Here is a 22,462-nt window from a genome sequence, read left to right as displayed (position 1 = left end):
TGACTGTGGAATCCATTATAAATCAGCTGTTTTGGTTGTGGACACCGCTTTCTCTCCTTCCGGAATGGCTCCGTATTCTTTTGGTTCTCTTTGTGCTCCTGCTGCTCGCAAGAATGATCTTGTTATACATTGTTCCGCCCTTTTTCAACTTATTGTGCAGGTTGTTGAAAAAAATGGTTTATCTCCTTTCTTATCCGATCATGGCAGGAATTTGCACAATCCAAAAAAGCCGGAGAGAAGCAGGAAAAACGGGCATACCTGTTTGGATTGAAATCATTGAAGGAATGTTTGCCTTGTTCGATCGATTTTTCAATAAAATGATTCAGCTTTTCAGGAAACGGAAAAGGAATAAGGCAAGGATTAAAAGATGGTCCTTCTATATTGCCACAGCTTTAGCGATTTTACTTTCTGCAGCAACCATCAACAATCCTAATGAGTGGTATACACAAAATTGGAAGAAAGCTGAGGCATGGTTAAACCATGAACAGGTACACACACAAGTATCCGGTACTGCTTCTCCTAATGCAAAAGAATTGATTTTAAATAGATACTATAAAGATGGTGGAAATATTCGGGTAGCTCCGACAATAAGCGCGGATCGATTATACACGATTGAAAATGGGGAAATCATACACTTCTTGAATGAAGAACAAGTAGATTCTAAAGGTATTAAGTGGCTAAAAGTTCAAACCGCTAACGGGATCAAAGGCTGGATATCAGCCAGCATTGTGAGGGAAAAATAATATATTGTGAGGGATATGTACCTCTTAATGTCGCAATGAATTGGTGGAATCAAATAGGGATGCTGAATGAACAGTTTTTGAAATGAATGATTACGATTAACCATAAAAAATAATCCATCCTGGGGTTGATTAGCGGCTCAGGTGGATTATTTCTCACTAGGCGATCCCCTTTGATTTGGAAACATTGGACACCCCGGAAACTACAAATGGATTTTTAGTTTCCTTTCTTTAGTTTACTCATATGATGCTTTGTGTTCCAAGGTAAACTTGCATAATTATCATATAAAAAGGAAGGCTTTAAAAGGTTGTATTTAGGTCAAATTAATTACCAATAAATAAAAAACTGACTCAAAAGCATCGTCATTCAACGACCTTCTAAGTCAGCCTTCGTTTTATTTATTCAATCATTTCGGTTGTATATACTATGTAATAGCCCACACAATTTCACTAATGATGGCTGCTGCGTTCCCGCCCTGACCCGTTCTTAGTGTCCTTGTTGGACTATAACTCCGCAGGTAGGACTCGAACCTACGACCGATCGGTTAACAGCCGATAGCTCTACCACTGAGCTACTGCGGAAAAATGCTATGTTATTTGCTTTATCAAATGAATCTTAGTGGAAATGACGGGAGTTGAACCCGTGTGCATAGATCTTGACACTTATACATCTACGAGTGTTGTCAGTAAAATTAAGTTCGCCCGCTACTTTAGTCTACTGACAGACATGGGAGCGGCTAGTCTGATTATTCTCTTCCTTCATCCTCAGACGGTGGATTTCGGCGTAGTCCACTTAGAATGAGTCCCGTACCCTGCCACATGGACGATGGGAGGAGGAACCGCTAACGTCTGTTTTTAGGCAGCGAAAGCGAAGTTGTTGTTTTGTTTGCCAGTTATTAGGCTTTATCGTTTTAACGAGGCCGAATCCCTCGACTCGCAATATAAGCTCAAACGATCCCTGTCGATACCAAGACATTCCCATAATAGAATGGCAGAGAAGAAGGGATTTGAACCCTCGCGCCGGTTACCCGACCTACACCCTTAGCAGGGGCGCCTCTTCAGCCTCTTGAGTACTTCTCTGTAATAAAAACTTGATCGTGATGTTCCGTGAACAACTTACAAAAAGAAATAAATCATCTTTGCGAATTGGATGCCAGCTGTAAATTTTGGTAGTCCAAAAGACCTAGTTATTACATTAGAGCTTATCGGTTATCTAGGATGAATTCCGCGATGAACCTTATTCAATAATCATGACCACTAAAAATAAACAAAGAGCAAAATACCTTCTACAAAAATGCGCAATATTGATGGTTCCCTTGAAGGGATCGGCTTGAGACCACTCATCATGAACCGCCCTAGGCCTTCCAATCAGCGAGTTTTCTCTACCTGCTTCGTGAAGACTGCTCTTCATGAATCTCCTGTAATTTATCAGTATGAACGAACATGTTCGCAGTGGGCATTTCTACTTGATTCTTATGGAAAAAAGACATAAGTTCAAACCTAACTTGCCTGGAAGTTTCAAAATATTCTTCCGGTCTCACCATGCCTACAATACAAAATTCGTACCCAACATATTTGATGTTTGGATTTAAGTCTGTAATACCAATATATTGAAATGGTTCAACAGCCCCGTTCTCTAGTCTGAATAAGTTTTGTTCAAATTTTTCATTGCAGATTTCACATACTTTTTCTAATAATTCCTTTATTCTTTGAGGATCTTCCTGATAACTTACTGTAATCCGTTCAATAACCCGCATCCAGCTTTTATTAAAATTTTGTATAGTTCTAATCTCTCCATGTGGGATTGTAAGGAGTTTTCCCGACCATTCACGAATTTGCATAAAACGAATACTGATTTCCTCAATGGTACCTGAGATTGTGCCGTTGAAAGTAACAAAATCACCGACACGAAACTCTTTGTCCGTTAATCTCGCGAACCCTAAAATAACGTCCTTTAGCATCTGTTGTGCAGCAAAACCGACGACGACTCCGGCAATACCTGCTCCTGCAAGAATTCCTTTTATGTCTACAAATTGACTAATTAGATAAATAACAAGGCTGATCGCAATTCCATACCTAAAAATGGATCGAATTACACTTTGAATCGTTTGTTCCACTTCTTCATCAAAAAAATTTGACTTCCTAAAGAACCAATCTAAAATACGGTTTGTGACAAAGGAAAAGGTCAAGAGAACCAAAGCAAATAGGGTAAATCTTAAAAGGAAAAACTTCCTTATATAATTTAAAAATTCCTCAGTAAAAGTTAATAAATCCATCCATCCACTTCCTTAACAAAAAAATCGTACAACACATACTATTTTTCATTTTCTTCCTTAATATACCAACTTATAAGTGCTATAAACAGAATGCCCTCGACAATTGGTTTCACTATGGACATCAAAAAGGAAAGTTCTCCGCAAGTACCATTGGACGGTTCTACGGCCACTTTTGAACTAAAAAAGCTACAAGAACCGTCCCCTATGGCCTCTTGGAGATGTTTATGCCTAGAATATTCGGGTAGTTATAGTCTATGAATCATTACAATTTAAAGGAGGAAATGTAAATGAATGACCAAAATCTCCAACAACATGGACAACCTGCCCAGCATCAAGATCAACAGCCGGGAGTAAAATCTCAAATGGATCCTAAACCCCATGATCAGGACTCCTCATACAAAGGCAGTTATAAATTAAAAGGGAAAACCGCGCTTATTACCGGCGGGGATAGTGGAATCGGTAAGGCAGTTGCGATTGCTTATGCAAAAGAGGGTGCTGACGTCGCGATTGTTTATTTGGATGAACATAGGGATGCAGAGGAAACACGGGCCCAAATAGAAGAGGAAGGTGTTCGTTGCCTTCTCATTCAGGGTGATATTGGAAATGAGTCTTTCTGTCAAGAAGCCATCTCCCAGACAGTTAATGAGCTTGGCAGTTTAGATATTCTCGTTAACAATGCCGCAGAACAGCATCCGCAGCAAAGGATAGAAGATATCAGTTCAGAGCAGCTGGAAAAAACATTCCGCACCAATATTTTTTCGATGTTTTATCTAACCAAATCTGCACTGGAACATTTAAAAAAAGGGAGCGCTATTATTAATACCGCCTCGGTTACAGCCTATGAGGGCAACGAACAGTTAATCGATTATTCATCTACGAAAGGGGCCATCGTCTCCTTTACTCGTTCATTGGCCAAATCTCTTGTTAAAAAAGGAATACGAGTAAATGGTGTAGCCCCTGGGCCAATATGGACCCCTTTAATCCCATCCACCTTTCCCGAAGAAAAGGTTCAAAACTTTGGAAGCAACACTCCAATGGGCCGTCCAGGCCAACCGGAAGAACTGGCTCCAAGTTACGTTTTACTTGCTTCCAACGATGCCTCCTATATGACAGGACAAATCATTCATATTAATGGCGGGCAATTTATTACCAGTTAAGAATAACAAGAACACTTAACAAAAACGCCTTTTGGAATACTCTATCGGGTTCCCTTTTTAGGTGCTAACAATACACATCCTATTTTTTGTCACGAATATCAATGCAATTGATGCAATTCTTTGAGCAAATAACATCCATAAACGCAAAGAAGGGATAGCTTAATGGCTATCCCTTAAATTATCGTTTTTATTGAGTTTCTTCGTCGCTTTTGTACTCCAAAATATCACCTGGCTGACAATCCAAAGTCTTACATATCGCTTCTAATGTTGAAAAACGAACCGCTTTTGCTTTCCCATTTTTTAGAATGGAAAGATTCGCCATCGTAATTCCAACCCTATTTGAAAGCTCTGTTACGCTCATTTTCCGTTTTGCTAACATCACATCAATATTAATAATAATTGGCATATCCCCCACCTCAGACCGTCAAATCATTTTCTGATTTTATGTTTATCGCTTCTTGTAGAAGACGTTGGAGGATAGCAGCAAAAACGGCGATAATCAACGAAGCAAAAATGATGATGAATCCAATTAGTCCAATAGGAGGGTCAACTTTCTTCGCTATAAAATGAAAGAGTGGCAAACCTAATATATACAAACCACTGATTGTAATCGCACAGCCCTTTATGTTCCTCAACGCCTTTACAGATAATTCCGAGAACGCTGTGTTCTCGTCAATGTACCGTAAAAGATTAAAAGCCTGATAGAGACCAAAGTAAAAAGGCACAGCCGCTCCATACATCACGATGAAAACGAGAGATTTCATTGGGGCAATAGTTGGATACAATTTAGCTGTGAAATTCGCCATATGGGGGACTAAAAATATACATAGGGCGAGAACGAGGATTCCTATAATAAAAACAGTTATTTTTAAAAAGAGTGTCGTAACTTGAATTTGTTTCATAAAAGCACCTCACATAATTAAATTCAAATTCATTTTAAATTATTATTTATTGTTTTGCAATAAATTAATATCGTTAAATATTATTATCACAGGGTATGAAATAATTAATGGAGGGGTGTGAAACTTTTGTGTTGGATTTTTTTTAGGTAACTTACACGGGCACGTATACACATTCAGGATCAGTGGGCCGAGGAGATTGACCCGCAGTTGCTTTAACCGTCCCCTCAACACCTCTAAATGAGGTTTACTTGTTTTTTTTGAAACATATGAAGTCTTTTCCTTAATTGAGTAACCAGTGATCTTTAAAATAAAAGGAGTTTTTCCGGTTACAATGCAGAATAGAGCTCGGTTCGTGGTATATAAGCGGAGATTTTCCGATTAAGCAAAGCAAAATTACCCATTTTCGCGTTTTTTCCGTAAATAGTCGGAATTTTTCCGCCTATTTACGGAATTTTCAGTGCTATTCCCTAATTAACAGAAATTTCTCCGCTTATTTATCCAGCTCGCTTTAACATCTAATGAACTTTTACAACTTAACGGGTGGTTTCGTAAAAAAGGAAAATTAAAATAATGCTTTTCTTCCCTAAGCATTTTTGACAGGGAAATATATTTGATTTGATCAGCGATTAACCGTTTTCACCCTACAAGGAAACCCGTAGGGAATACGTTAAAGGTGTTTTTTTGTGGAGATTCCTATCATTCATGCTGCTGTGTCCATACAGATACACTTCCTCCATTGACCGTGAAAGATGCAAATCCATCCTCTTCAATCGTAATGGTATCATCTCTTGTTCCCGTAACGTCTATCCAAACTTCTCCTGCCCGCTCTTTACCTACAAACATTCTTTTTTCTCCCCCATCACGGTTGGAGATTACCACTGCACAGCCAGACCGTTCGAATTCCTTCACCCCTCTTCGAACCCAACCAATTAGATTTGCGTGATCAAAATAATCATCTTGTTCTCCGTATGCCTTATGGTACCGGGCATAAACAAGAGGATCAATCGCTACTTTTTTTCCTTCAATTGGATTTTCTCCGCCAATCCCAAAATAATCGCCATAAAAGACACAGGGAAAGCCATCCTTTCGGAGTAAAATAAGAGCATAAGCGCTTTGTTTAAACCAGTCATCTACCCAAGATTCAAGAGATTGATTTGGTTGTGTATCATGATTATCGACAAATGTTACTGCATGAGTCGGGTTGGTGCTCACGAGCGTTTCATTGAAAATGGTCGTTAAATCAAAATCAGCCCCGGCTTTTGACGCTTCATGTAATTTATAATGGAGCGGGACGTCAAATAAATGAATCGAATAATCGACATCCTCTAAAATTTGTTGACAATCTGAGAGATTACGGTTCCAATACTCAGCAACCATATAAAAGTTTTTACCAAGATCCGCACGTACCTCTTCTACAAAACTTTTAATAAAATCATAATTAATATGTTTAATTGCGTCTAATCGATAACCATTGCAATGTAAGGTATTCGCCAGCCATTTTCCCCAGCGGATCATTTCGTCTCGTACATCTGGATGATGATAGTCAATATCAGCAAACATTAAATAATCATAATTGCCAAATTCATCATCTACCTTGTCATTCCACGTTTTGTTCTCTCCAACTATTCGGTAAATGCCCGATTTATCTTGTTTAACGTCATAGTCTATCCCAATAAAATGCTCAAAATTCCATTTAAAAGAGGAATATCTGTCCTTTCGTCCAGGGAATGTGAATTTTGTCCATCCCTCAATTTCAAACGGCTCGGAAATTTCTTTCGTTCGATCTTGCGGATCAACTTCAACGACTTTAAATACTTCGGTATCATCTGCTCCTGCTTTATGATTCATAATGATGTCTGCAATCACTTGAATTCCTAGATTATGACAGGCGGCAACGGCATCTGCTAATTCTTGTTTTGTTCCATATTTTGTACGAATTGCTCCTTTTTGATTAAATTCACCAATGTCATATAAGTCATATACAGCATAACCAACATCCTCTGCTGACTTCCCTTTTGTTACGGGTGGAATCCACAGCGAATCAATTCCGATCTCTTTTAGTTGAGGTGCTGCTTCTTTTAAATGATTCCAATGAGTACCCTCCGGTTTAATATGCCATTCAAAGAATTGCATCATCGTATGATTTCTTTCCATTCTCGGTTTACCTCCATCATCATCTTTTCTAATTGGAAGTCTATGTATCTATTTTTTTCATGGACTAAAACAGCGAGAGACTTGTCATGTCTCTCGCTCAATTATTTGAACAAGTTCATTAACTCCGCTCACTACTAAAGGATTCGATATGATAACCGGATGTACTATTTTGTTTTTCGCCTTCTCGCGAACCATTCTGTTCTAGCGAAGCCTTAACATCCCTTTCAGTGCGATCTTGCGCGGAATCATTATCGTTTTTGCCTTTCTCAACTTCTCTATCATGGTGGTAATAAGGAGGTAATCCCTCTTTAAGACCAGCTTCTTCCATATTCTTTTGATCATATTTATTTTTATCCATGTTCCTCTCCTCCTCTTTTTTTTTAAAAAAAGCCGCTGTTCCATTCTAGCTTTCTGCTGAATTGGCAGCTGCTTATTTCTTTGGTACCCTTGGTATGTTAAATACCCCTTTCCAAGAGACCTAAACGCTTTTGCCGATTTAAACATAAAAAACTGACTTAATCGAGTCGTCATTCAACGATCTTTAAAGTCAGTTCTTTTAAAAAATATATTTGATTAGACTAAACCTTTAATCGCTCGTTTAAGTGTAGAAACAATCGGGATTTTATTAAAATCAATTCCAAGTTGAACAGCAGTCTTTGCAATCTCAGGTCTAATTCCTGAAAGGGTACTGTCAACGTTTATTAAACTCAGTGCTTTAATCAATTGATAAATTTGTAAGGCAACCATGGTATCCACTTTTACTACCCCTGATAGATCAATCAAAAGGTGATGAATGTTAAGTTTCGTACATTGTTTTAAAGTATTTTCAAGGAGAAACGTTGCTCTTTCACGATCAATATCACCGATCAACGGAAGTAAAGCAACGTCGTCATTTAAACAAATAACTGGAGAACTAAGTTGATTTATTAATTCTTGTTGGGATTTCAATTTTAACTCTGCATAATGATAGCTTTCTTGTGTAAACCATGCGATGATCAGATTGAAATTCTTCACTATAGTTCGATTCCAAGTATTTATATGTTCATCAGAATATTCATCTTCGTGTAACTGAATAAATTCTTCAACTAAGTCTAAGTATTGCTCTTGGACTCTAAAAAATTCCTTTAAAATAAATGGGATAGGTGTCCTTAAATGTTGTTCGTCCCCTGCAACAGTCATGACCCATTCTTCAAACTCTTTATAGAATTGTTCAGTAGAAATTTCTTCATTAAATGCATTGCAAAATTGCAAATGAAATTCATAATTTTGCTGCTTAAGCGTGTTAATTACCTTAGGATCTTGGGAAGCATATACTCCGGATGCGTTGCTTTTATCCAAGGATTCATACCATTGTTCTGTTAACTGCCATGTTTTCCTTAATAGAAAATGATATAACTCATTATTTTTCATAAGAACCCACCTCCCACTGTTTGATATCGAACTAAAGCAAAAAAATGGTTTTCCATAGGAAAAATAAAAAGTACCCGTCGTACCAACCAGAACGAAGGGTCACTTTTTAGCATTTCGATAATTCATTCAAAATGGTGATGGTTAAGCAAGATGTTCATTTAGTGTTTGCTGTAACGTTGCTTTTGTTTCTGTTAAACCTTTAAGGTCAATTCCTAAATTAACCATTTGTCTAACTAGTTCAGGGCGTAATCCCGTTATGACTGATTTAGCCCCCATCAAGTTTATGCCAATCAATACTTTTTGAAAATGGGAAATCGTCATTTCGTCCATATCCGATATTCCAGAAAGATCAATAATCAATGTAAGAATCTTTAACCTTGCGATCTCCTTTAGAATTTTTTCTTCAATAATATCCATTCGATACGAATCAAACTGACCAATCAACGGCAGTACAGCGACAGTTGGACTGACTGGTATAATTGGAGCCGATAAATGTTCAACTAACTTCCTTTGAGAAAGAATTAATTCATCCTTATACTGAGAATAGCTAATGAAAAAGGTATTTAAAAATTCATCAATCCCATCATTTACACTCTTTTCCAATTCAAAAAAAACGCCAGCATCATTAAAGTTCTTATTTTCTCGATCATAAAGTTCGATGAAATACCATAAGGTACGTCTTATTGCATGTACCCATTCTAGTTTGAACTCTAACGTTAATGAATGTTTCGCCCAGGCAACTCCTTCTTGTTTTGCGAATGAAATGAGTTCATCGATTGAATTTTCCACAACGTAAAGAACGACTCTTTGAGCATTTTTCAAAAGATCAATGTTTCCGGCTTTTAAAATTCCCTCAATATTAGAGGCCACATTTACAGCCTCTGATAAAAGCCTTTCCTGAAATTTCACATTATTTGCGATAATATATTCTGAGATATTTCTTGTGTCATAAAAGGTTTTCAAAGTTAGTCCTCCTTATGTAAAAGTATAATCTTGAATCTCCCCAACGATTTCATTCATAATCAAAATGATCCTTCTTTAAAAAAACGTACTCATGCATATGGGGATCCGAACTGTTAAAACAGTTGACCAATCACATAGGTCAAGTCATCTTTCCTTGTTGGTGTATAGACCTCTAAATGATTCGAAATTTCTTCAATCGTCGTAAAGTTGCTTATTAATGATTTAATACCTTTAATTTGAAGGCCATCCGTATGAATGATAAATTTCGAACCTTCTTCATAAGAAAAAGTTTCACATTGATACTTTTGCGGCTTTCCTGATAAAAACCCCATAACTGGAATCGGATAAATGAATCGGCCTGAGGGGCTATGGAGAATAAATTCAATATTTCCCACCGAGCCATACGTGAATTTCTTTTGTGAAAAATCGATCTTTAAAATGGATACGGTTGCACCTCTTCGATCTTTAAGAACCTGATTACAATAGTCGATTAATCTTTCTACCTCTTCTTCATGGTGTTGTTCCACCACTTCACAAATCGCCTTTGATGAGGCATGAGCATGCTGTCCGCTCCCTAAACCGTCAGCAACCGCGCAAATAAAATATTCATCGATTGCTTTCATAAAGAAACTATCTCCATTAACGTCGTTGCCCTTTTTTTGAATTTGATAGGCAACAGCCTTCATATACTGATTGGATTCACGCTCTAGCATTTTTTCACCCGAGAATCTTTTCTACTTTTAAATTCATTCATATTTCTCCTTACCTATTTCTTTCTTCTTAAAATAATTAAGGTAAAATCATCCCTTAACTCAAAATTCTGCATTCTCTCCATATCATGATAGATGTTTTCCACCATTTCTTGGGAGGATAAATGCATATAGGTTTGAATTAAATCAGCGATCGCCGAGCGTTCGATAAACCCCTCGTCTGTCTTTGATTCCGTCACACCATCCGAGAGTAAAACAAGCATGTCCCCCGGTTCCACCCTTTTTTCATATTGCTTATATGTAACATCCTGATCTACCCCTAACACGATACCCTCTGTTGTAAGATCTTCAAAGGTATCGGTTAAAGAATGATAGTAGAACCCTTGCTCATGCCCAGCGGCAGCATACGTAAATAAATGCTTAACGGAATCATAGATTCCATAAAACATCGTAATAAACATACTTGAACCGACATTTCCTTCTACGACTTTATTTAAATATTCTAGAACATCTTTTGGATTTTTTGAGATCTCTGATAAACTGTCCATTGCATATTTGATCATAGACATACAAAGTGCGGCAGGAATTCCTTTGCCAATGATATCAGCAATGGCAATACTAATCCTTTCTCCCTCATGAACAAATTGGTGAAAATCTCCATTCATTTTCTTTGCCGGAACGCTAATAGCACCTATATCTAATTCATCATGATCCGGGACTGGCGTTTCTAAAAGGTTTTCTTGAATGCTGGCCGCAGTCTCAATTTCAGAAATGATTTCAAACTGTCGATTTCTTAAGCTTTGATGTTCTTGATAGGCTAAGCCATAGTCCATCATAAACTCCATAAGGAAATCAAATGAGGATAGAATTTCCTTTTGAATATCAGGAAATAAATCCTTTAATACATTACAATGGATATGGATGATTTCCTCAGGCGATACCTTATGTTCAATAGATTTCCTGCTAAACATTTGGCCTTGGTACAAGGCCACTTCACTCGATTCTTCTATGTATCTTCGAAGCATTTCCCGATAACTTGCTTCTAAAATCGCTTTAAAATCCATTCTCCCACTCCTAACGCAGCCACTTCTCCACCTGGATTGTCGTACCTTTTCCGGGTGACGAGATGAGATCAAAGTTGTCCATTAAACGTCTCACTCCCGGTAATCCGGCCCCTAAGCCTCCTGATGTGGAATATCCATCCTCCATCACTTTTCGAATATCCCGAATACCTGGCCCCTGATCCATGGCAGTCACTTTTAAACCGATTCTTCCAAATTTACGGAGACATTCAATATGGATTTCTCCTTCTCCCGCATATAAATAGATGTTTCGTGCTAACTCAGAAATCGCTGTTGTGATCCTTGCCTGATCAACTGTTCCAAATCCAAGCTCTTTGGCAATATTTCTTCCTAGTTGCCTAGCTTCAACGATATCCCATTCTGATATTATTTTTACATAGGATTCGTTCTCCATGCTCACTCCTCCAACTCCCGCTGTAATCTTTCTAACCCCTTTTCTAAATCCAATGCTGTACGGACATCTTGAAGGTGTATTCCGAGTTCAACTAGTGTAATCGCTACAGCCGGTTGAATACCGGTCAAAACGACTCTTGCTCCCATCAGTTTAGACATGTTAATGACATCACCGAGCACTTTTGCAATAAACGAATCGATCATATCGACAGATGTTAAATCAATTACGACACCATCTGCGCCGGTTTCATGTATTTTTTGAAGCAAATTTTCTTGGAACTGTAATGCCGTTTGATCATCTAGCTCCCACTGAATGGAAACAAGCAGGCAGTTATATAATTTTAGAATTGGTATATTGACAGCCATTCTTAATCCTCCATTGATACGATTTTTCGATTGGTCATTTCTAATGCGGCTAAAATCCCCTTTTGCAGGCTGCTTTTTGTCATAACCTGATCTAAGTTAATTCCTAAAGTAACAATCGTTTGGGCAATCTCTGCTCTTATCCCTACAATAATACATTGAGCTCCTACTAATCTTACTGCTTCGGAAGCTTGTATAATATGGTGGGCTACCATCGTATCGACAACAGGGACTCCTGTTATATCAATTAACACCACTTGTGATCGAAACTTGACAACACCATCTAGCAAATTCTCCATAATCTTTTTCGCTCGCTCTGTATCAATTGTACCGACAAGAGGCATGACGGAAATATTATCAAAAACGGGAATCAGCGGTGCGGATAACTCTTGCAGGGCAATTTTCTGCTGAGAGACTGTTTTTTGCCAAGAGGATGCGTATTGGTTAAACAATCGATTGTTAATCGGACTAATCCGCTGATCATAACCCCACACAAACTCAACTTGTTTCTTTTCTGAAGCATTCCCAGTGATATGAAAGAAAATAATCTTTCCGAATTCAGAGACACTATCTATAATAGAAGTTAATGTCCAGCCAAATTCTACTAATCTCTGAGCAAACACAGCTATTTTCCCTTCTTCATCGTTCATGGAATGAGATAGTAGTATATTAATATATTCATTACAAAAACTCGCATAATTTTGGTCCGTTTTTTCCTCATTCAGGCTGGCCAGTTTATCTTTCCATTCTTTAACCAGTTGTTCCTGATTTGTTCGTATGTATTCAATAATGTAATCAGGCTGCTCCATTACAATCCCTCCTAAACCTATACATTTAGTATAGCATATATTCAATAGTCCCAAAGAACCGGTTCTAACTGCAAATGAGCTTGCACAATCTTGTGCAAGCTCATTTTATTTTCTGCCTATTGAGGTATTTTCAGTTTCTTTCAAGAAGTCCATCGATTATACCTCCCTCAATTGTTGCAACCTTGATTATGATTTACCCCCTTTTCAATCGTTTAAACCCTTTTTTAACATTTTTTTATCTTGGAAATCCATAGGGACGCTTCTTGCGTTTTTTTTATTTAAAGTCGCCACAAAGACCGCTCCCTATTTTGCTATCAGGACCGCTCCATTCGTAGATGGTCACTCTTAGTCCATACAACATCATTGAGAAATCACTCACCAATATGCCGAATGAGAAATTGTACCATTTCTTTATAGGCAGTACTTTTATTTTTAAGTTTTCCGAATTTATGGCCTTCATCTTCAAACCGAATAAATTCAACTTGGTGATTTCGATTCTTTAATTTCGTCACTATTTGCTCGGATTCTCTTATATGGACACGGGGATCATTTTCCCCATGGAGAACCATTAGCGGGCAAGTGATCCTATCTGCATGATTCAATGGATCAATTCTATCAAAAAATTTTCCATCTCTTTCTATTGTTCCATATTCAGCCTCCCTCTGCTTCTTACGCCAGGGGCTTGTTGTTTCGAGGAATGTTCTAAGACTTGACATTCCTACAATATCAATGGCAGCAGACCAATACTGAGGAAAATGGCTAATGGCAGCAAGAACCATAAACCCGCCATAGCTGCCGCCCATTAAGGTAACCCTTTCAGAATCTATGTTCCGATTTGTCTTTAGCCACTTAACTAAATAAACCAGATCCGTTACAGCGTCTATTCTTTTTTGAACATCATCAAGATGAGTGTACGTTTTTCCGTAGCCAGTACTGCCCCTAACGTTTGGTGCACAAACAGCAAACCCTTGATTTAATAAGTATTGCTGGATCGAGTTATAAACAGCACGGCTTTGGCTCTCAGGACCTCCGTGAATATAAAGGACAACAGGCAGTTTTTTAGTGATATTTTTCGGTTGGTAGTAAAATGCTGGAATCTGAAGTTTATCAAAAGATCGAAAGGTTATGATTTCCGGTTCAATCAATTTATCCTTCAGAACTGGCGATCGGGAAACATATGTAAGCCTCTCAGCTTGTATGGTCTTAAGATCCAGTTCCCATATTTCAGGTGGATAGGCTGGTCCATTAAATTCATATGCCAATTTTTGATTATCAGGAGAAAATTTCATTTTTGATATCACACCAACTGGTGTCTTCCATGAATAAAGTTCGCTTGTGTTAAGGTCTAAAATGATCCCTTTGGAAATTCCCCCTTCATTTATCGTATAGGCAAGCTTTTCTTTATCATGACTCATTTCTAAATTTTCATAATCCCACTCTCCAAGCTCCATCCAATCGAAATGTTTTGTTTTTAAGTTAATACAGGCAAGCCCAAAGAATTCTCTATCTTTATTGGATAATAGATAGAGATGAGTTCCATCTTTATTAAACTGGGCATCTATAAAGCTTGCTTCCCCTGAATGGTTTGTTATCCAGTCCACGCTCCCAGTTGAAAGGTCAAGTATACCTAAATCATTATCAAGCGGTGTATTTATTTTTTCAATTAATAGAGAATTCCCTGCCGGGGCCCAATTAAGAGATGAAAAAAGCCCATTCTCCGAATAAGCAAGGCGGATTTCTAGTGTTTCCAGATTTTGAATGTATAGATCAAAATATGCTGGATGCCTGCGATTACTAGACCAGGCAATCCATTTTCCATCAGGGGAACTTCCGCCATAACGATGAATATGTTCTGGTGAGTTTGTTAGCGCTATTAGTTTATTATCTTTCTTTAATAAGTGTAATTGCTCATTTTCATTCCCATTAATATCCATCCCAATAATTACATTCGATGTACCAGTTACATACTTAATAAGGGTTATTCTATCCTGTGTAAAAGAGACTTGGGCAGGCCAGCCTTCACCTCGATTGAGCTCCCATACTTGAGGTACACCCGTATAATCAGCAATAAAGCGTAACTTGTTACCACCAGGAGCGTATTCTGGATTTTTCGCAGTACGAACATGTAAATACGGGTCTAAACTTACGACATCCATAAAATCCCCCTTCCTATATTAAAATCAAAATCGTTTTTTACAATTGAGAGCTGTTAAAAGTTCAAATTAAATAAAACGGGATAAAACTCTCCAATCCATTTTATTTATTCACAGGGAAATTATGCTAATTTGGCCCATACTTGGCGTAATACTTAAGTAATCTCTTTTAGATTATCTGTTCTACTAGTTTATAATCCTAGAAAAACAAGTAAATGGTCCTAGTTTATTAAAACAAATTAAGAATATAATCTAAATGATTCTAAAATTTACCAAAAAATAATTTGCATAGCTTTTAGATTTTGGACAGGAGGTCAAGAATGATTGAATTTAAACAAGTGAATAAGTTTTATGGTGATTTTCATGTCTTAAAAGATATTAATCTCACAATTAATCCAGGAGAAGTTGTGGTAGTCATAGGTCCATCCGGTTCAGGGAAAAGCACTTTGCTGCGCTGTATCAATCGTCTTGAAACAATCTCTGACGGTACACTCACCGTAAATGGGATATCTGTAGGAGATAAAAAAACAGATATCAATACGCTTAGGCGCAATATTGGAATGGTGTTTCAGCATTTTAACTTATATCCCCACAAAACAGTGCTTGAAAATATCACTCTTGCTCCTATGAAAGTATTGAACCTATCGGAACAAGAAGCAAAGAATACAGCAAAACATTATCTCGATAAGGTAGGTATATTAGATAAGGCCCACTCTTATCCTTCCCAGCTTTCCGGAGGCCAGCAGCAGCGTGTTGCAATAGCCCGCGGCCTTGCAATGAAACCGGAAATCATGCTTTTCGATGAACCAACCTCGGCACTTGATCCTGAAATGATTGGAGAGGTTCTAGATGTTATGAAGGCCCTTGCCAATGAAGGTATGACGATGGTCGTAGTCACTCACGAAATGGGCTTTGCCAGAGAGGTGGCAGACCGAATCGTATTTATGAATGAAGGACGAATATTAGAAGAAGCAGTTCCGGCTGATTTTTATGCGCACCCGCGTGAAGAACGGGCTCGCTTATTTCTCAGCCGTATATTAAATCATTAATAGGGGGAAAGGAAATGTTCAAAACAAAAAAATTATTAAAAATGGTGGTCGTATCAACAATGGCTGCCCTACTTCTTGCCGGCTGCGGCGGGGACAAGGACTCGAAAGGCAGCAGCAAGGATGTGCTTGCCAAAATTAAGGAAGATAAAAAAATCGTATTTGGAGTTAAATATGACACGCGTTTATTTGGATTAAAAAATCCTTCGACGGGAAAGGTAGAAGGTTTCGATATTGATCTCTCCAAAGCCCTTGCAGAAGAAATGTTTGGAAAGGATGTTAAACCTGAGTATGTAGAGGTTACATCGAAAACAAGGGTTGGGCTCCTTAATAATGGCAAGGTTGATGCCGTTGTCGCGACTATGACCATCACGGATGAACGGAAAAAAGAAGTAGATTTTACGGATGTCTATTTTGATGCAGGACAATCTTTACTTGTAAAAAAAGGCAGCAAGATTCATAGCATTGCAGATTTGAAAAAAGGGACGAAAGTGCTTGCTGTTAAAGGCTCAACCTCGACGATCAATATTCGTGAAAAAGCCCCTGAAACAACCGTCCTAGAATTCGAAAACTATGCGGAAGCCTTTACAGCCTTAAAGGCAGGTAAGGGTGATGCCTTGACCACAGATGATTCAATCCTTTATGGAATGGCAGAAGAAGATCCATCTTATGAACTGGTTGGTGGAACGTTCACGAAAGAACCCTATGGTATCGCTGTTAAAAAAGGCAATAAAGATCTTGTCGATGCGTTGAATAAAGCATTAAAAAGCCTGAAGGATTCAGGAAAGTACGATGAAATAAAGAATAAATGGATTAAAAAATAATCCCTATTTAACAGGTTTCTAGTCGGGATGGGCAGTTGTAAGTTTGTATGTTTACAATCCAGCTCATCCTGATTTATTAGGAGGAGATCGCTTGTGGATTTCTCGATTTTAACCACTAATATCGATTCATTTTTGCAAGGGTTAAAAATAACCCTTATTGCTAGTTTAATTGCTTTACTATGCAGCTTCCTTTTGGGAACACTGATCGCAGTGATGCGAATTAGCCCGTTTAAACTACTAAACTGGCTCGGTACGGCCTATGTTGAATTTATCCGTAATATACCGGTACTCGTGATCATCTTTTTCACCTATTTGGTTGGAAACTTTGGCGGGTTGATGGCAGGAACAATAGGATTGACCATTTATACGGCGTCTTTCATTGCCGAAGCCATCCGTGCTGGAATTTTGTCGGTTCCAAAAGGCCAAATGGAGGCGGCCCGCTCGACTGGGTTGAGTTACGGCCAAGCAATGAGAATGGTGATCCTGCCCCAGGCGATTAAAATTGTCATCCCTCCTCTTGGCAACCAATTTATCAATTTAGTTAAAAATTCATCGTTGTTAGCGGTCGTTGCTGGCGGGGATTTAATGTATCAGGGGGATTTAATTTCAGCAAAAACCTACGTAACCTTTGATACCTATGTGTTTGTTGCCCTATTTTATTTACTGTTAACCATTCCTTTAAGCCTTGGTGTAGGATATGTAGAAAAACGCATGGCTCGCAGCCATGTAGGAGGTGCGTAAAAGGATGGATTTTCTGGCACCGTTCACTGAAGTATATACACTAGACAATTTCAAATTTTTGTTGGAAGGATTTGGGGTCACTCTTAAGGTCGCTGCCATTTCAATTGTCCTCAGTTTTGTTATTGGCGGTCTTATTGGTACGCTCAGATATGCGCGGATTCCCGTTGTCTCACCCGTTCTTGCTTTCATTGTCGAGACGATTCGTAACCTTCCCTTGCTGCTGATCATTTTCTTTACCTATTTTGCATTGCCCGAAATCGGAATTGAGATGGAAATAACCACTGCAGCGATTGCAGCATTGACCGTTTTTGAATCGGCCATGCTGTCAGAAATTATCCGGAGCGGATTAAACTCCATCGAAAAAGGCCAGATTGAAGCAGGACGTTCGTCCGGACTGACCTATATCCAGACATTACGCTATATCATTATGCCCCAGGCTTTGAGACGAATGGTTCCCCCTATTGTCAGTCAATTTATTTCTCTGCTTAAAGATACATCCCTAGCAGTCGTCATTGCTCTGCCAGATTTATTACACAACGGACAAATTATTTATGCCCAAAAAGGATCGTATGTGATCCCTGTTTTTATCATTTTGGCGTTGATGTACTTTATTGTTAATTATTCTTTGTCACTCATTGCACGAAGGTTAGAAGTAAAACAGACTTAAAAAATCCGGCTCCTTATTTGGGCCGGATTTTTTTCTTGAAAGGTCCTCTTCCGGTGTTCTCAGAAATTAAAAGTGGGCCAGGGGGCGGTTCTTGTGGTCACTTTTTAATTAAAAAAGCCACTAGAACCGTCCCCTATGTCTCATTTAACCATCTCACGAACTCCAGCACTCCGCAACAATTCTTTCACTTTCTGGTCAATCCTCTCGATTTCTGCTGAAGAGTTCTTCCACCAGTTCCGGCTCCAGATTCGCTCAATGGTCCAGCCTCTGCTCTCTAGGAAGCGCTGACGATAAACGTCCCGCTCCTTTGCATTCTTAGAACTATGATACATTGCTCCATCGCACTCAATTCCCAAAATGTAGCGAGATGAATCATGCGGGTGCACAATAGTCATATCAATTCGAAGTGCCATGAGGACGGTGCTTACGGCCACTTTTGAGCAAAAAAAGCCAAAAGAACCGTTCCCTAAGTTCCCCCTTGGTCCTTCCCTAGGTCTTTTCTAAGATGCAATGAATTGCCCACCGTTGACATGAAGTGTTTGACCGGTTACAAAACGGGAATCATTGGAGGCTAGGTAAACAAACGTTTTTTTGGGCTGATAGGGTGCTTGTTAAGATGTAAAAAATATGGTTCATACGAGCTCAGTATTACATGAGATGGAATAATGCAAAGGAAAGAAGAAGTGTTTAAAGGAGGACTATCGCCATGCAATCATATCATTTCAGTCGGGAAGTCATGCTCTTGTTGGTAGAACAATCTGATGAAAAGGTAGAACTGATATACAATGCGAATCCATATTCTTTTAAAATGCCAAAAATCGGACCGAGGCCACCTTATTACTATAATCCGAGATATGAGCAGTATGATCCTATTATCTAAATAAAACTATAATAAAAAGATACGATTAAAGAAGGACAGATGACGCAATCATCTGTCCAATATTTCTTCTATGAATTTTAGTTTCCTACAAGTTGAAGAGGTCTTTTCTTTCTTAAGTTATTTTATAAAAAAGGTCTCCTCCAATCTCTTTTCTTGCTTTTTAAATTGAATTATTAAAAAAGAAAGCGACAGGTAACCCTGCCGCCTTCTTTTTTATGAATAGATTTTATTCTTATTAATCTCCTTAAACTTCTTAACCTGCCCCGAAATAGCCAATTCAGTCGGAAGACGTTCAATGCTGGAGGCTCCAAAAAATCCTGAAACACCATTGGTTTTACTTAAAACATATTCAGCATCCTCTGGTTCTGAGATAGGACCACCATGGCACAAAACAATAATATTTGTATTCACTCTCTTACCAGCATCATGAATCCGCTGCACTAAATCGACGGCACCATCAATATCAATAGCAGTTTTCGCACCAATGGCCCCTTTAGTTGTTAAACCAACATGGGCTACTAATATATCAGCACCTGCCTCTGCCATTTTCACAGCATCCTCTTCATTAAAAACGTATGGGGAAGTCACTAATCCCAGAGCATGCGCCTTTTTAATCATTTCCACTTCCAGATCATAGCCCATGCCGGTTTCCTCTAAGTTCTGGCGGAACTGCCCATCACATAATCCTACGGTTGGGAAGTTTTGCACACCGGAAAATCCTAATTCCTTCAATTGTTTTAAAAAGTAATCCATGTCTCTAAATGGATCTGTGCCGCAAACCCCCGCCAAAACAGGAGTATTTTTCACAACAGGTAATACTTCATGCCCCATTTCTACCACAATCTGGTTGGCGTCACCATATGGCATTAAGCCTGCTAGCGAACCACGGCCAGCCATCCGATAGCGGCCTGAATTATAGATGATAATAAGATCAATTCCGCCCATTTCTGCACTTTTTGCCGATAAACCTGTTCCTGCACCCCCGCCGATAATGACTTGATTGTTTTCAATTTGTTTATTTAAACGAGATAATACTTCCTCTCTAGAGATTCGCATTTTTGACACCACCTATTTTTGTTTTTAATAAATCCAATAATTGATTAGCTATTAAACTAGAAACACGAGGATCATTGATATCCTCTTCCACTTCTAATAAGGTAATATGTGGTGCTAAGTTCTCTTTAATACCAGTATACAAAGCTTCCCTTTCTTCCATGCCATCAAATGGCTGACCAGCCCTGTCTAATAATGACACCCCGCCCTTTGGAAAGATAACAACTGTTGATGAATGACTCTTACTTAATTTCCGTGCTAGTATTCCACCTAATATATAGTTTTCTTCCACTGTTGTCCTCATAAGAGTAGTGGTGGGATTATGTTGATAGAATTTCCGATCTTTAAATTTTTCCGGTACTGTTTCAGGAGGACCGAAATTCACCATATCAAGGGCGCCTACTGAAACAACTTGAGGAATTCCCATAGCACCAGCTACTTCTAAACGCTGTTCACTTGAAGAAAAAATTCCGCCAACAAGTCCATCGGCCAACTCAGTAGTAGTAATATCCACCACACCCTGAATAAATCCATCGTTTATTAAATTTTCCATCGCATCCCCACCTGCGCCGGTAGCATGAAAGACAAGAACGTCAAAACCATTCTTTTCTAAAATTTCTCTCGTCTGGTTCACACATGGTGTGGTAACTCCAAACATGGTAGCCCCTATCATTGGCTTTTCTTCATTCACAGCAGTAATGGAATTTCCTTTTACCATCCCACTGAGGGCATTTGCTGCATTCCGTAGGATCCGAGCAGATAAACTATTAATTCCTGCAATATCCACAATCGAATACAACATCATAATATCTTTTTCACCAACATATGGCCTGGTGTTTCCTGAAGCAACAGTGGAAACAATTAGTTTTGGAATTCCAACCGGTACATTTTTCATGGCAGCTGCTCCAACAGTTGTTCCAGCCGTTCCTCCCATTCCAAAAACACCTGAAACACGGTCTTCATCTACTAATTTCTTTACAATTGCATTTGCTCCCTTTGTCATAACTGCAACCGCAAATCCTCGATCATTTTTATTCCTTAGTTCTTCAATTGAAGAACCTCCAGCTAATGCAACCTCCTTATTAAGAATGTCAGCAACAGTAGAAGACTCATAAACACCTGTGTTGATTAGTAAGGTTTCATGGCCCGATTCTTCAATAATCTCTTTCACATATAAAAATTCTTTTTCCTTCGTATCAAGAGAACCAACTAAAACAACTTTCTTACTCATGAGCTCCCTCCTTTTTTAGAACCATCTCGAAATATTCTTTGGTACGGCGAACAACTTCTACCTCACCGAGTTTATCTTGCTGGTAAAAGGACGGATAATGGGTATCAATCGTTAAAATTGCCTGTGGGTCATATTCTGCGAGCGCCTTCATAATAGATTCATGATCAAAGTCATCTTTGCCTGCAATAGCAAAATTACCAAACAAGCCATATGGGTTTTCTTTTGTGATTGAATTTGATAAGCGTGAAGCTCCTTTTAAATGGGTTTGATTGATAGACCCTTTAATAAGTTCATATTTTTCCAAGGTTGGATATTCCCCTGCCCGCCAGCCATTGACGATATCCCAATTAATTTTCAAATGAGGATGATTGGTGTATTTCATCAGAATTCCTAATTCTTCACAATTACTCGTTAAGGTAGGGGGTTCATTTTCAACCAATAAAATTTTTCCTCGATTTTTTGCATGTTCTGCATGTCTTAGTAAAACTTCTGCATTATGTTTATACTGTCTTTGCTTTTCATCATCCGATAAGAGATTGAAATCCTCTTGGCGATATAAAGAATAAATTCTTATATACGTTGTATTAAAAATATCAGCTAAATCAAATAATCGATTCAAAACGGTACTCATTTGTTTATGATGATTTTCATCATCGTTCTGATAGGTTGGTTCCCCGGAGAAAGTACATGGGTTGACTGCCCAAGAACTTAAACAGCTAACCTTTAGATTTTCATTTTCGATTTGTAAACTTAGTTTTCTAGCTTTATCTAAGGGAATATTATCGATTGTGGAACCGTCTAACTTTCCTCTTAAATCAATGTTGACAAACCCCAAATCCTTAGCATGTTGAAGTGCCTCTTCAAATGACTCACTGCCTAACATATCCGTAAAAATACTCAAATTCATT

24 protein-coding genes, 2 tRNA genes and 2 other RNA genes are annotated in these 22,462 nt (G+C 38.5%); 7 read left to right on the top strand and 21 right to left on the bottom strand.

Features of this window, described 5'->3' with window-relative positions; translation table 11 throughout:
* The first annotated feature begins 5 nt into the window (after nucleotides 1-5).
* Nucleotides 6-743 carry an SH3 domain-containing protein gene (locus M028_RS0104705; RefSeq protein WP_026572876.1) on the top strand — a complete coding sequence of 246 codons (738 nt, stop codon included), beginning with the start codon at nucleotides 6-8 and terminating at the stop codon, nucleotides 741-743.
* 423 nt (nucleotides 744-1,166) lie between these two features.
* On the opposite strand, the gene ffs is transcribed toward M028_RS0104705, so the two are convergent.
* The 5 genes from ffs to M028_RS0104690 form a co-directional block, all read right to left on the bottom strand.
* Nucleotides 1,167-1,251: signal recognition particle sRNA small type (gene ffs / locus M028_RS31905), an RNA gene on the bottom strand.
* Nucleotides 1,251-1,322, bottom strand: a tRNA-Asn gene (locus tag M028_RS0104700). Before M028_RS0104700 ends, ffs begins: the two co-directional genes overlap by 1 nt.
* A gap of 35 nt (nucleotides 1,323-1,357) precedes the next feature.
* Nucleotides 1,358-1,720: a transfer-messenger RNA gene (ssrA, locus tag M028_RS31900) on the bottom strand.
* Nucleotides 1,721-1,729: 9 nt separating this feature from the next.
* Nucleotides 1,730-1,820: transfer RNA gene (locus M028_RS0104695), tRNA-Ser, on the bottom strand.
* 302 nt (nucleotides 1,821-2,122) lie between these two features.
* Nucleotides 2,123-3,016 carry a mechanosensitive ion channel family protein gene (locus tag M028_RS0104690; RefSeq protein WP_026572875.1) on the bottom strand — a complete coding sequence of 298 codons (894 nt, stop codon included), beginning with the start codon at nucleotides 3,014-3,016 and terminating at the stop codon, nucleotides 2,123-2,125.
* 287 nt (nucleotides 3,017-3,303) lie between these two features.
* Here M028_RS0104690 and M028_RS0104685 point away from each other — a divergent pair, with 287 nt between their 5' ends.
* Nucleotides 3,304-4,173: an SDR family oxidoreductase gene (locus tag M028_RS0104685; protein WP_026572874.1), complete on the top strand. Its 870-nt coding sequence runs from the start codon at nucleotides 3,304-3,306 to the stop codon at nucleotides 4,171-4,173.
* Between the two features lie 187 nt (nucleotides 4,174-4,360).
* Here M028_RS0104685 and M028_RS0104680 read toward each other — a convergent pair whose 3' ends face one another.
* From M028_RS0104680 to M028_RS0104620, 12 genes are all read right to left on the bottom strand, one after another.
* Nucleotides 4,361-4,579 carry a helix-turn-helix domain-containing protein gene (locus M028_RS0104680; protein WP_026572873.1) on the bottom strand — a complete coding sequence of 73 codons (219 nt, stop codon included), beginning with the start codon at nucleotides 4,577-4,579 and terminating at the stop codon, nucleotides 4,361-4,363.
* A gap of 10 nt (nucleotides 4,580-4,589) precedes the next feature.
* A complete protein-coding gene (locus M028_RS0104675) occupies nucleotides 4,590-5,075 on the bottom strand; it encodes a DUF2975 domain-containing protein (RefSeq protein ID WP_026572872.1) in 486 nt (161 codons plus the stop codon).
* 696 nt (nucleotides 5,076-5,771) lie between these two features.
* Nucleotides 5,772-7,229 carry an alpha-amylase gene (locus M028_RS0104670; protein ID WP_026572871.1) on the bottom strand — a complete coding sequence of 486 codons (1,458 nt, stop codon included), beginning with the start codon at nucleotides 7,227-7,229 and terminating at the stop codon, nucleotides 5,772-5,774.
* Between the two features lie 118 nt (nucleotides 7,230-7,347).
* Nucleotides 7,348-7,587: a hypothetical protein gene (locus tag M028_RS0104665; protein WP_026572870.1), complete on the bottom strand. Its 240-nt coding sequence runs from the start codon at nucleotides 7,585-7,587 to the stop codon at nucleotides 7,348-7,350.
* A gap of 215 nt (nucleotides 7,588-7,802) precedes the next feature.
* A complete protein-coding gene (locus M028_RS0104660) occupies nucleotides 7,803-8,639 on the bottom strand; it encodes an STAS domain-containing protein (protein WP_026572869.1) in 837 nt (278 codons plus the stop codon).
* Nucleotides 8,640-8,780: 141 nt separating this feature from the next.
* Nucleotides 8,781-9,602: an STAS domain-containing protein gene (locus M028_RS0104655; RefSeq protein ID WP_026572868.1), complete on the bottom strand. Its 822-nt coding sequence runs from the start codon at nucleotides 9,600-9,602 to the stop codon at nucleotides 8,781-8,783.
* A 113-nt stretch (nucleotides 9,603-9,715) separates the two neighbouring features.
* Nucleotides 9,716-10,315 carry a PP2C family serine/threonine-protein phosphatase gene (locus tag M028_RS0104650; RefSeq protein WP_026572867.1) on the bottom strand — a complete coding sequence of 200 codons (600 nt, stop codon included), beginning with the start codon at nucleotides 10,313-10,315 and terminating at the stop codon, nucleotides 9,716-9,718.
* Between the two features lie 53 nt (nucleotides 10,316-10,368).
* Entirely contained in the window at nucleotides 10,369-11,376 is a 1,008-nt protein-coding gene (locus M028_RS0104645) for a PP2C family protein-serine/threonine phosphatase (RefSeq protein ID WP_026572866.1), read from the bottom strand.
* A 10-nt stretch (nucleotides 11,377-11,386) separates the two neighbouring features.
* Nucleotides 11,387-11,788, bottom strand: coding sequence for an anti-sigma regulatory factor (locus tag M028_RS0104640; RefSeq protein WP_026572865.1), 402 nt, complete (start codon nucleotides 11,786-11,788; stop codon nucleotides 11,387-11,389).
* 2 nt (nucleotides 11,789-11,790) lie between these two features.
* Complete coding sequence (locus tag M028_RS0104635; RefSeq protein ID WP_026572864.1) at nucleotides 11,791-12,153, bottom strand: STAS domain-containing protein; 363 nt, start codon at nucleotides 12,151-12,153, stop codon at nucleotides 11,791-11,793.
* A 2-nt stretch (nucleotides 12,154-12,155) separates the two neighbouring features.
* The gene (locus tag M028_RS0104630; RefSeq protein WP_026572863.1) at nucleotides 12,156-12,959 is read right to left on the bottom strand and encodes an STAS domain-containing protein; all 804 of its coding nucleotides are present in this window, start codon (nucleotides 12,957-12,959) and stop codon (nucleotides 12,156-12,158) included.
* A 371-nt stretch (nucleotides 12,960-13,330) separates the two neighbouring features.
* Entirely contained in the window at nucleotides 13,331-15,115 is a 1,785-nt protein-coding gene (locus tag M028_RS0104620; RefSeq protein WP_026572862.1) for a S9 family peptidase, read from the bottom strand.
* 317 nt (nucleotides 15,116-15,432) lie between these two features.
* On the opposite strand from M028_RS0104620, the gene M028_RS0104615 reads away from it, so the two are divergent.
* From M028_RS0104615 to M028_RS0104600, 4 genes are all read left to right on the top strand, one after another.
* On the top strand, nucleotides 15,433-16,161 hold the full coding sequence (locus M028_RS0104615) for an amino acid ABC transporter ATP-binding protein (RefSeq protein ID WP_026572861.1): 729 nt from the start codon (nucleotides 15,433-15,435) through the stop codon (nucleotides 16,159-16,161).
* A 14-nt stretch (nucleotides 16,162-16,175) separates the two neighbouring features.
* Complete coding sequence (locus tag M028_RS0104610; RefSeq protein WP_026572860.1) at nucleotides 16,176-16,982, top strand: transporter substrate-binding domain-containing protein; 807 nt, start codon at nucleotides 16,176-16,178, stop codon at nucleotides 16,980-16,982.
* A gap of 93 nt (nucleotides 16,983-17,075) precedes the next feature.
* Nucleotides 17,076-17,723 (top strand): amino acid ABC transporter permease, encoded by a 648-nt coding sequence (locus M028_RS0104605; protein ID WP_026572859.1) that lies wholly within the window; start codon nucleotides 17,076-17,078, stop codon nucleotides 17,721-17,723.
* 4 nt (nucleotides 17,724-17,727) lie between these two features.
* Nucleotides 17,728-18,390: an amino acid ABC transporter permease gene (locus M028_RS0104600; protein ID WP_026572858.1), complete on the top strand. Its 663-nt coding sequence runs from the start codon at nucleotides 17,728-17,730 to the stop codon at nucleotides 18,388-18,390.
* 140 nt (nucleotides 18,391-18,530) lie between these two features.
* On the opposite strand, the gene M028_RS29425 is transcribed toward M028_RS0104600, so the two are convergent.
* Nucleotides 18,531-18,803 (bottom strand): DUF559 domain-containing protein, encoded by a 273-nt coding sequence (locus M028_RS29425; RefSeq protein WP_051590933.1) that lies wholly within the window; start codon nucleotides 18,801-18,803, stop codon nucleotides 18,531-18,533.
* A gap of 293 nt (nucleotides 18,804-19,096) precedes the next feature.
* Here M028_RS29425 and M028_RS33270 point away from each other — a divergent pair, with 293 nt between their 5' ends.
* On the top strand, nucleotides 19,097-19,270 hold the full coding sequence (locus tag M028_RS33270; protein ID WP_197031375.1) for a hypothetical protein: 174 nt from the start codon (nucleotides 19,097-19,099) through the stop codon (nucleotides 19,268-19,270).
* Between the two features lie 213 nt (nucleotides 19,271-19,483).
* Here the strand turns inward: M028_RS33270 and M028_RS0104585 are convergent, their stop codons facing one another.
* Genes M028_RS0104585 through M028_RS0104575 form a run of 3 tightly spaced genes read right to left on the bottom strand, consistent with a single transcriptional unit; the run spans nucleotide 19,484 to nucleotide 22,461 of the window.
* Nucleotides 19,484-20,326, bottom strand: coding sequence for a phosphoenolpyruvate hydrolase family protein (locus M028_RS0104585; protein WP_026572857.1), 843 nt, complete (start codon nucleotides 20,324-20,326; stop codon nucleotides 19,484-19,486).
* Nucleotides 20,313-21,554 carry a Tm-1-like ATP-binding domain-containing protein gene (locus tag M028_RS0104580; protein ID WP_026572856.1) on the bottom strand — a complete coding sequence of 414 codons (1,242 nt, stop codon included), beginning with the start codon at nucleotides 21,552-21,554 and terminating at the stop codon, nucleotides 20,313-20,315. The genes M028_RS0104585 and M028_RS0104580 overlap by 14 nt, the downstream gene beginning before the upstream one ends.
* Nucleotides 21,547-22,461, bottom strand: a complete 915-nt coding sequence (locus M028_RS0104575; RefSeq protein WP_026572855.1) for a sugar phosphate isomerase/epimerase family protein — start codon at nucleotides 22,459-22,461, stop codon at nucleotides 21,547-21,549. Before M028_RS0104575 ends, M028_RS0104580 begins: the two co-directional genes overlap by 8 nt.
* Between the last annotated feature and the right edge of the window lies 1 nt (nucleotide 22,462).

The sequence above is a fragment of the Bacillus sp. UNC438CL73TsuS30 genome, assembly GCF_000482325.1.
GTDB lineage: Bacteria > Bacillota > Bacilli > Bacillales > Cytobacillaceae > Neobacillus.
The sequence above is the reverse complement of the archived record's forward strand: the minus strand, read 5'-3'. Positions and strand labels throughout refer to the sequence as shown.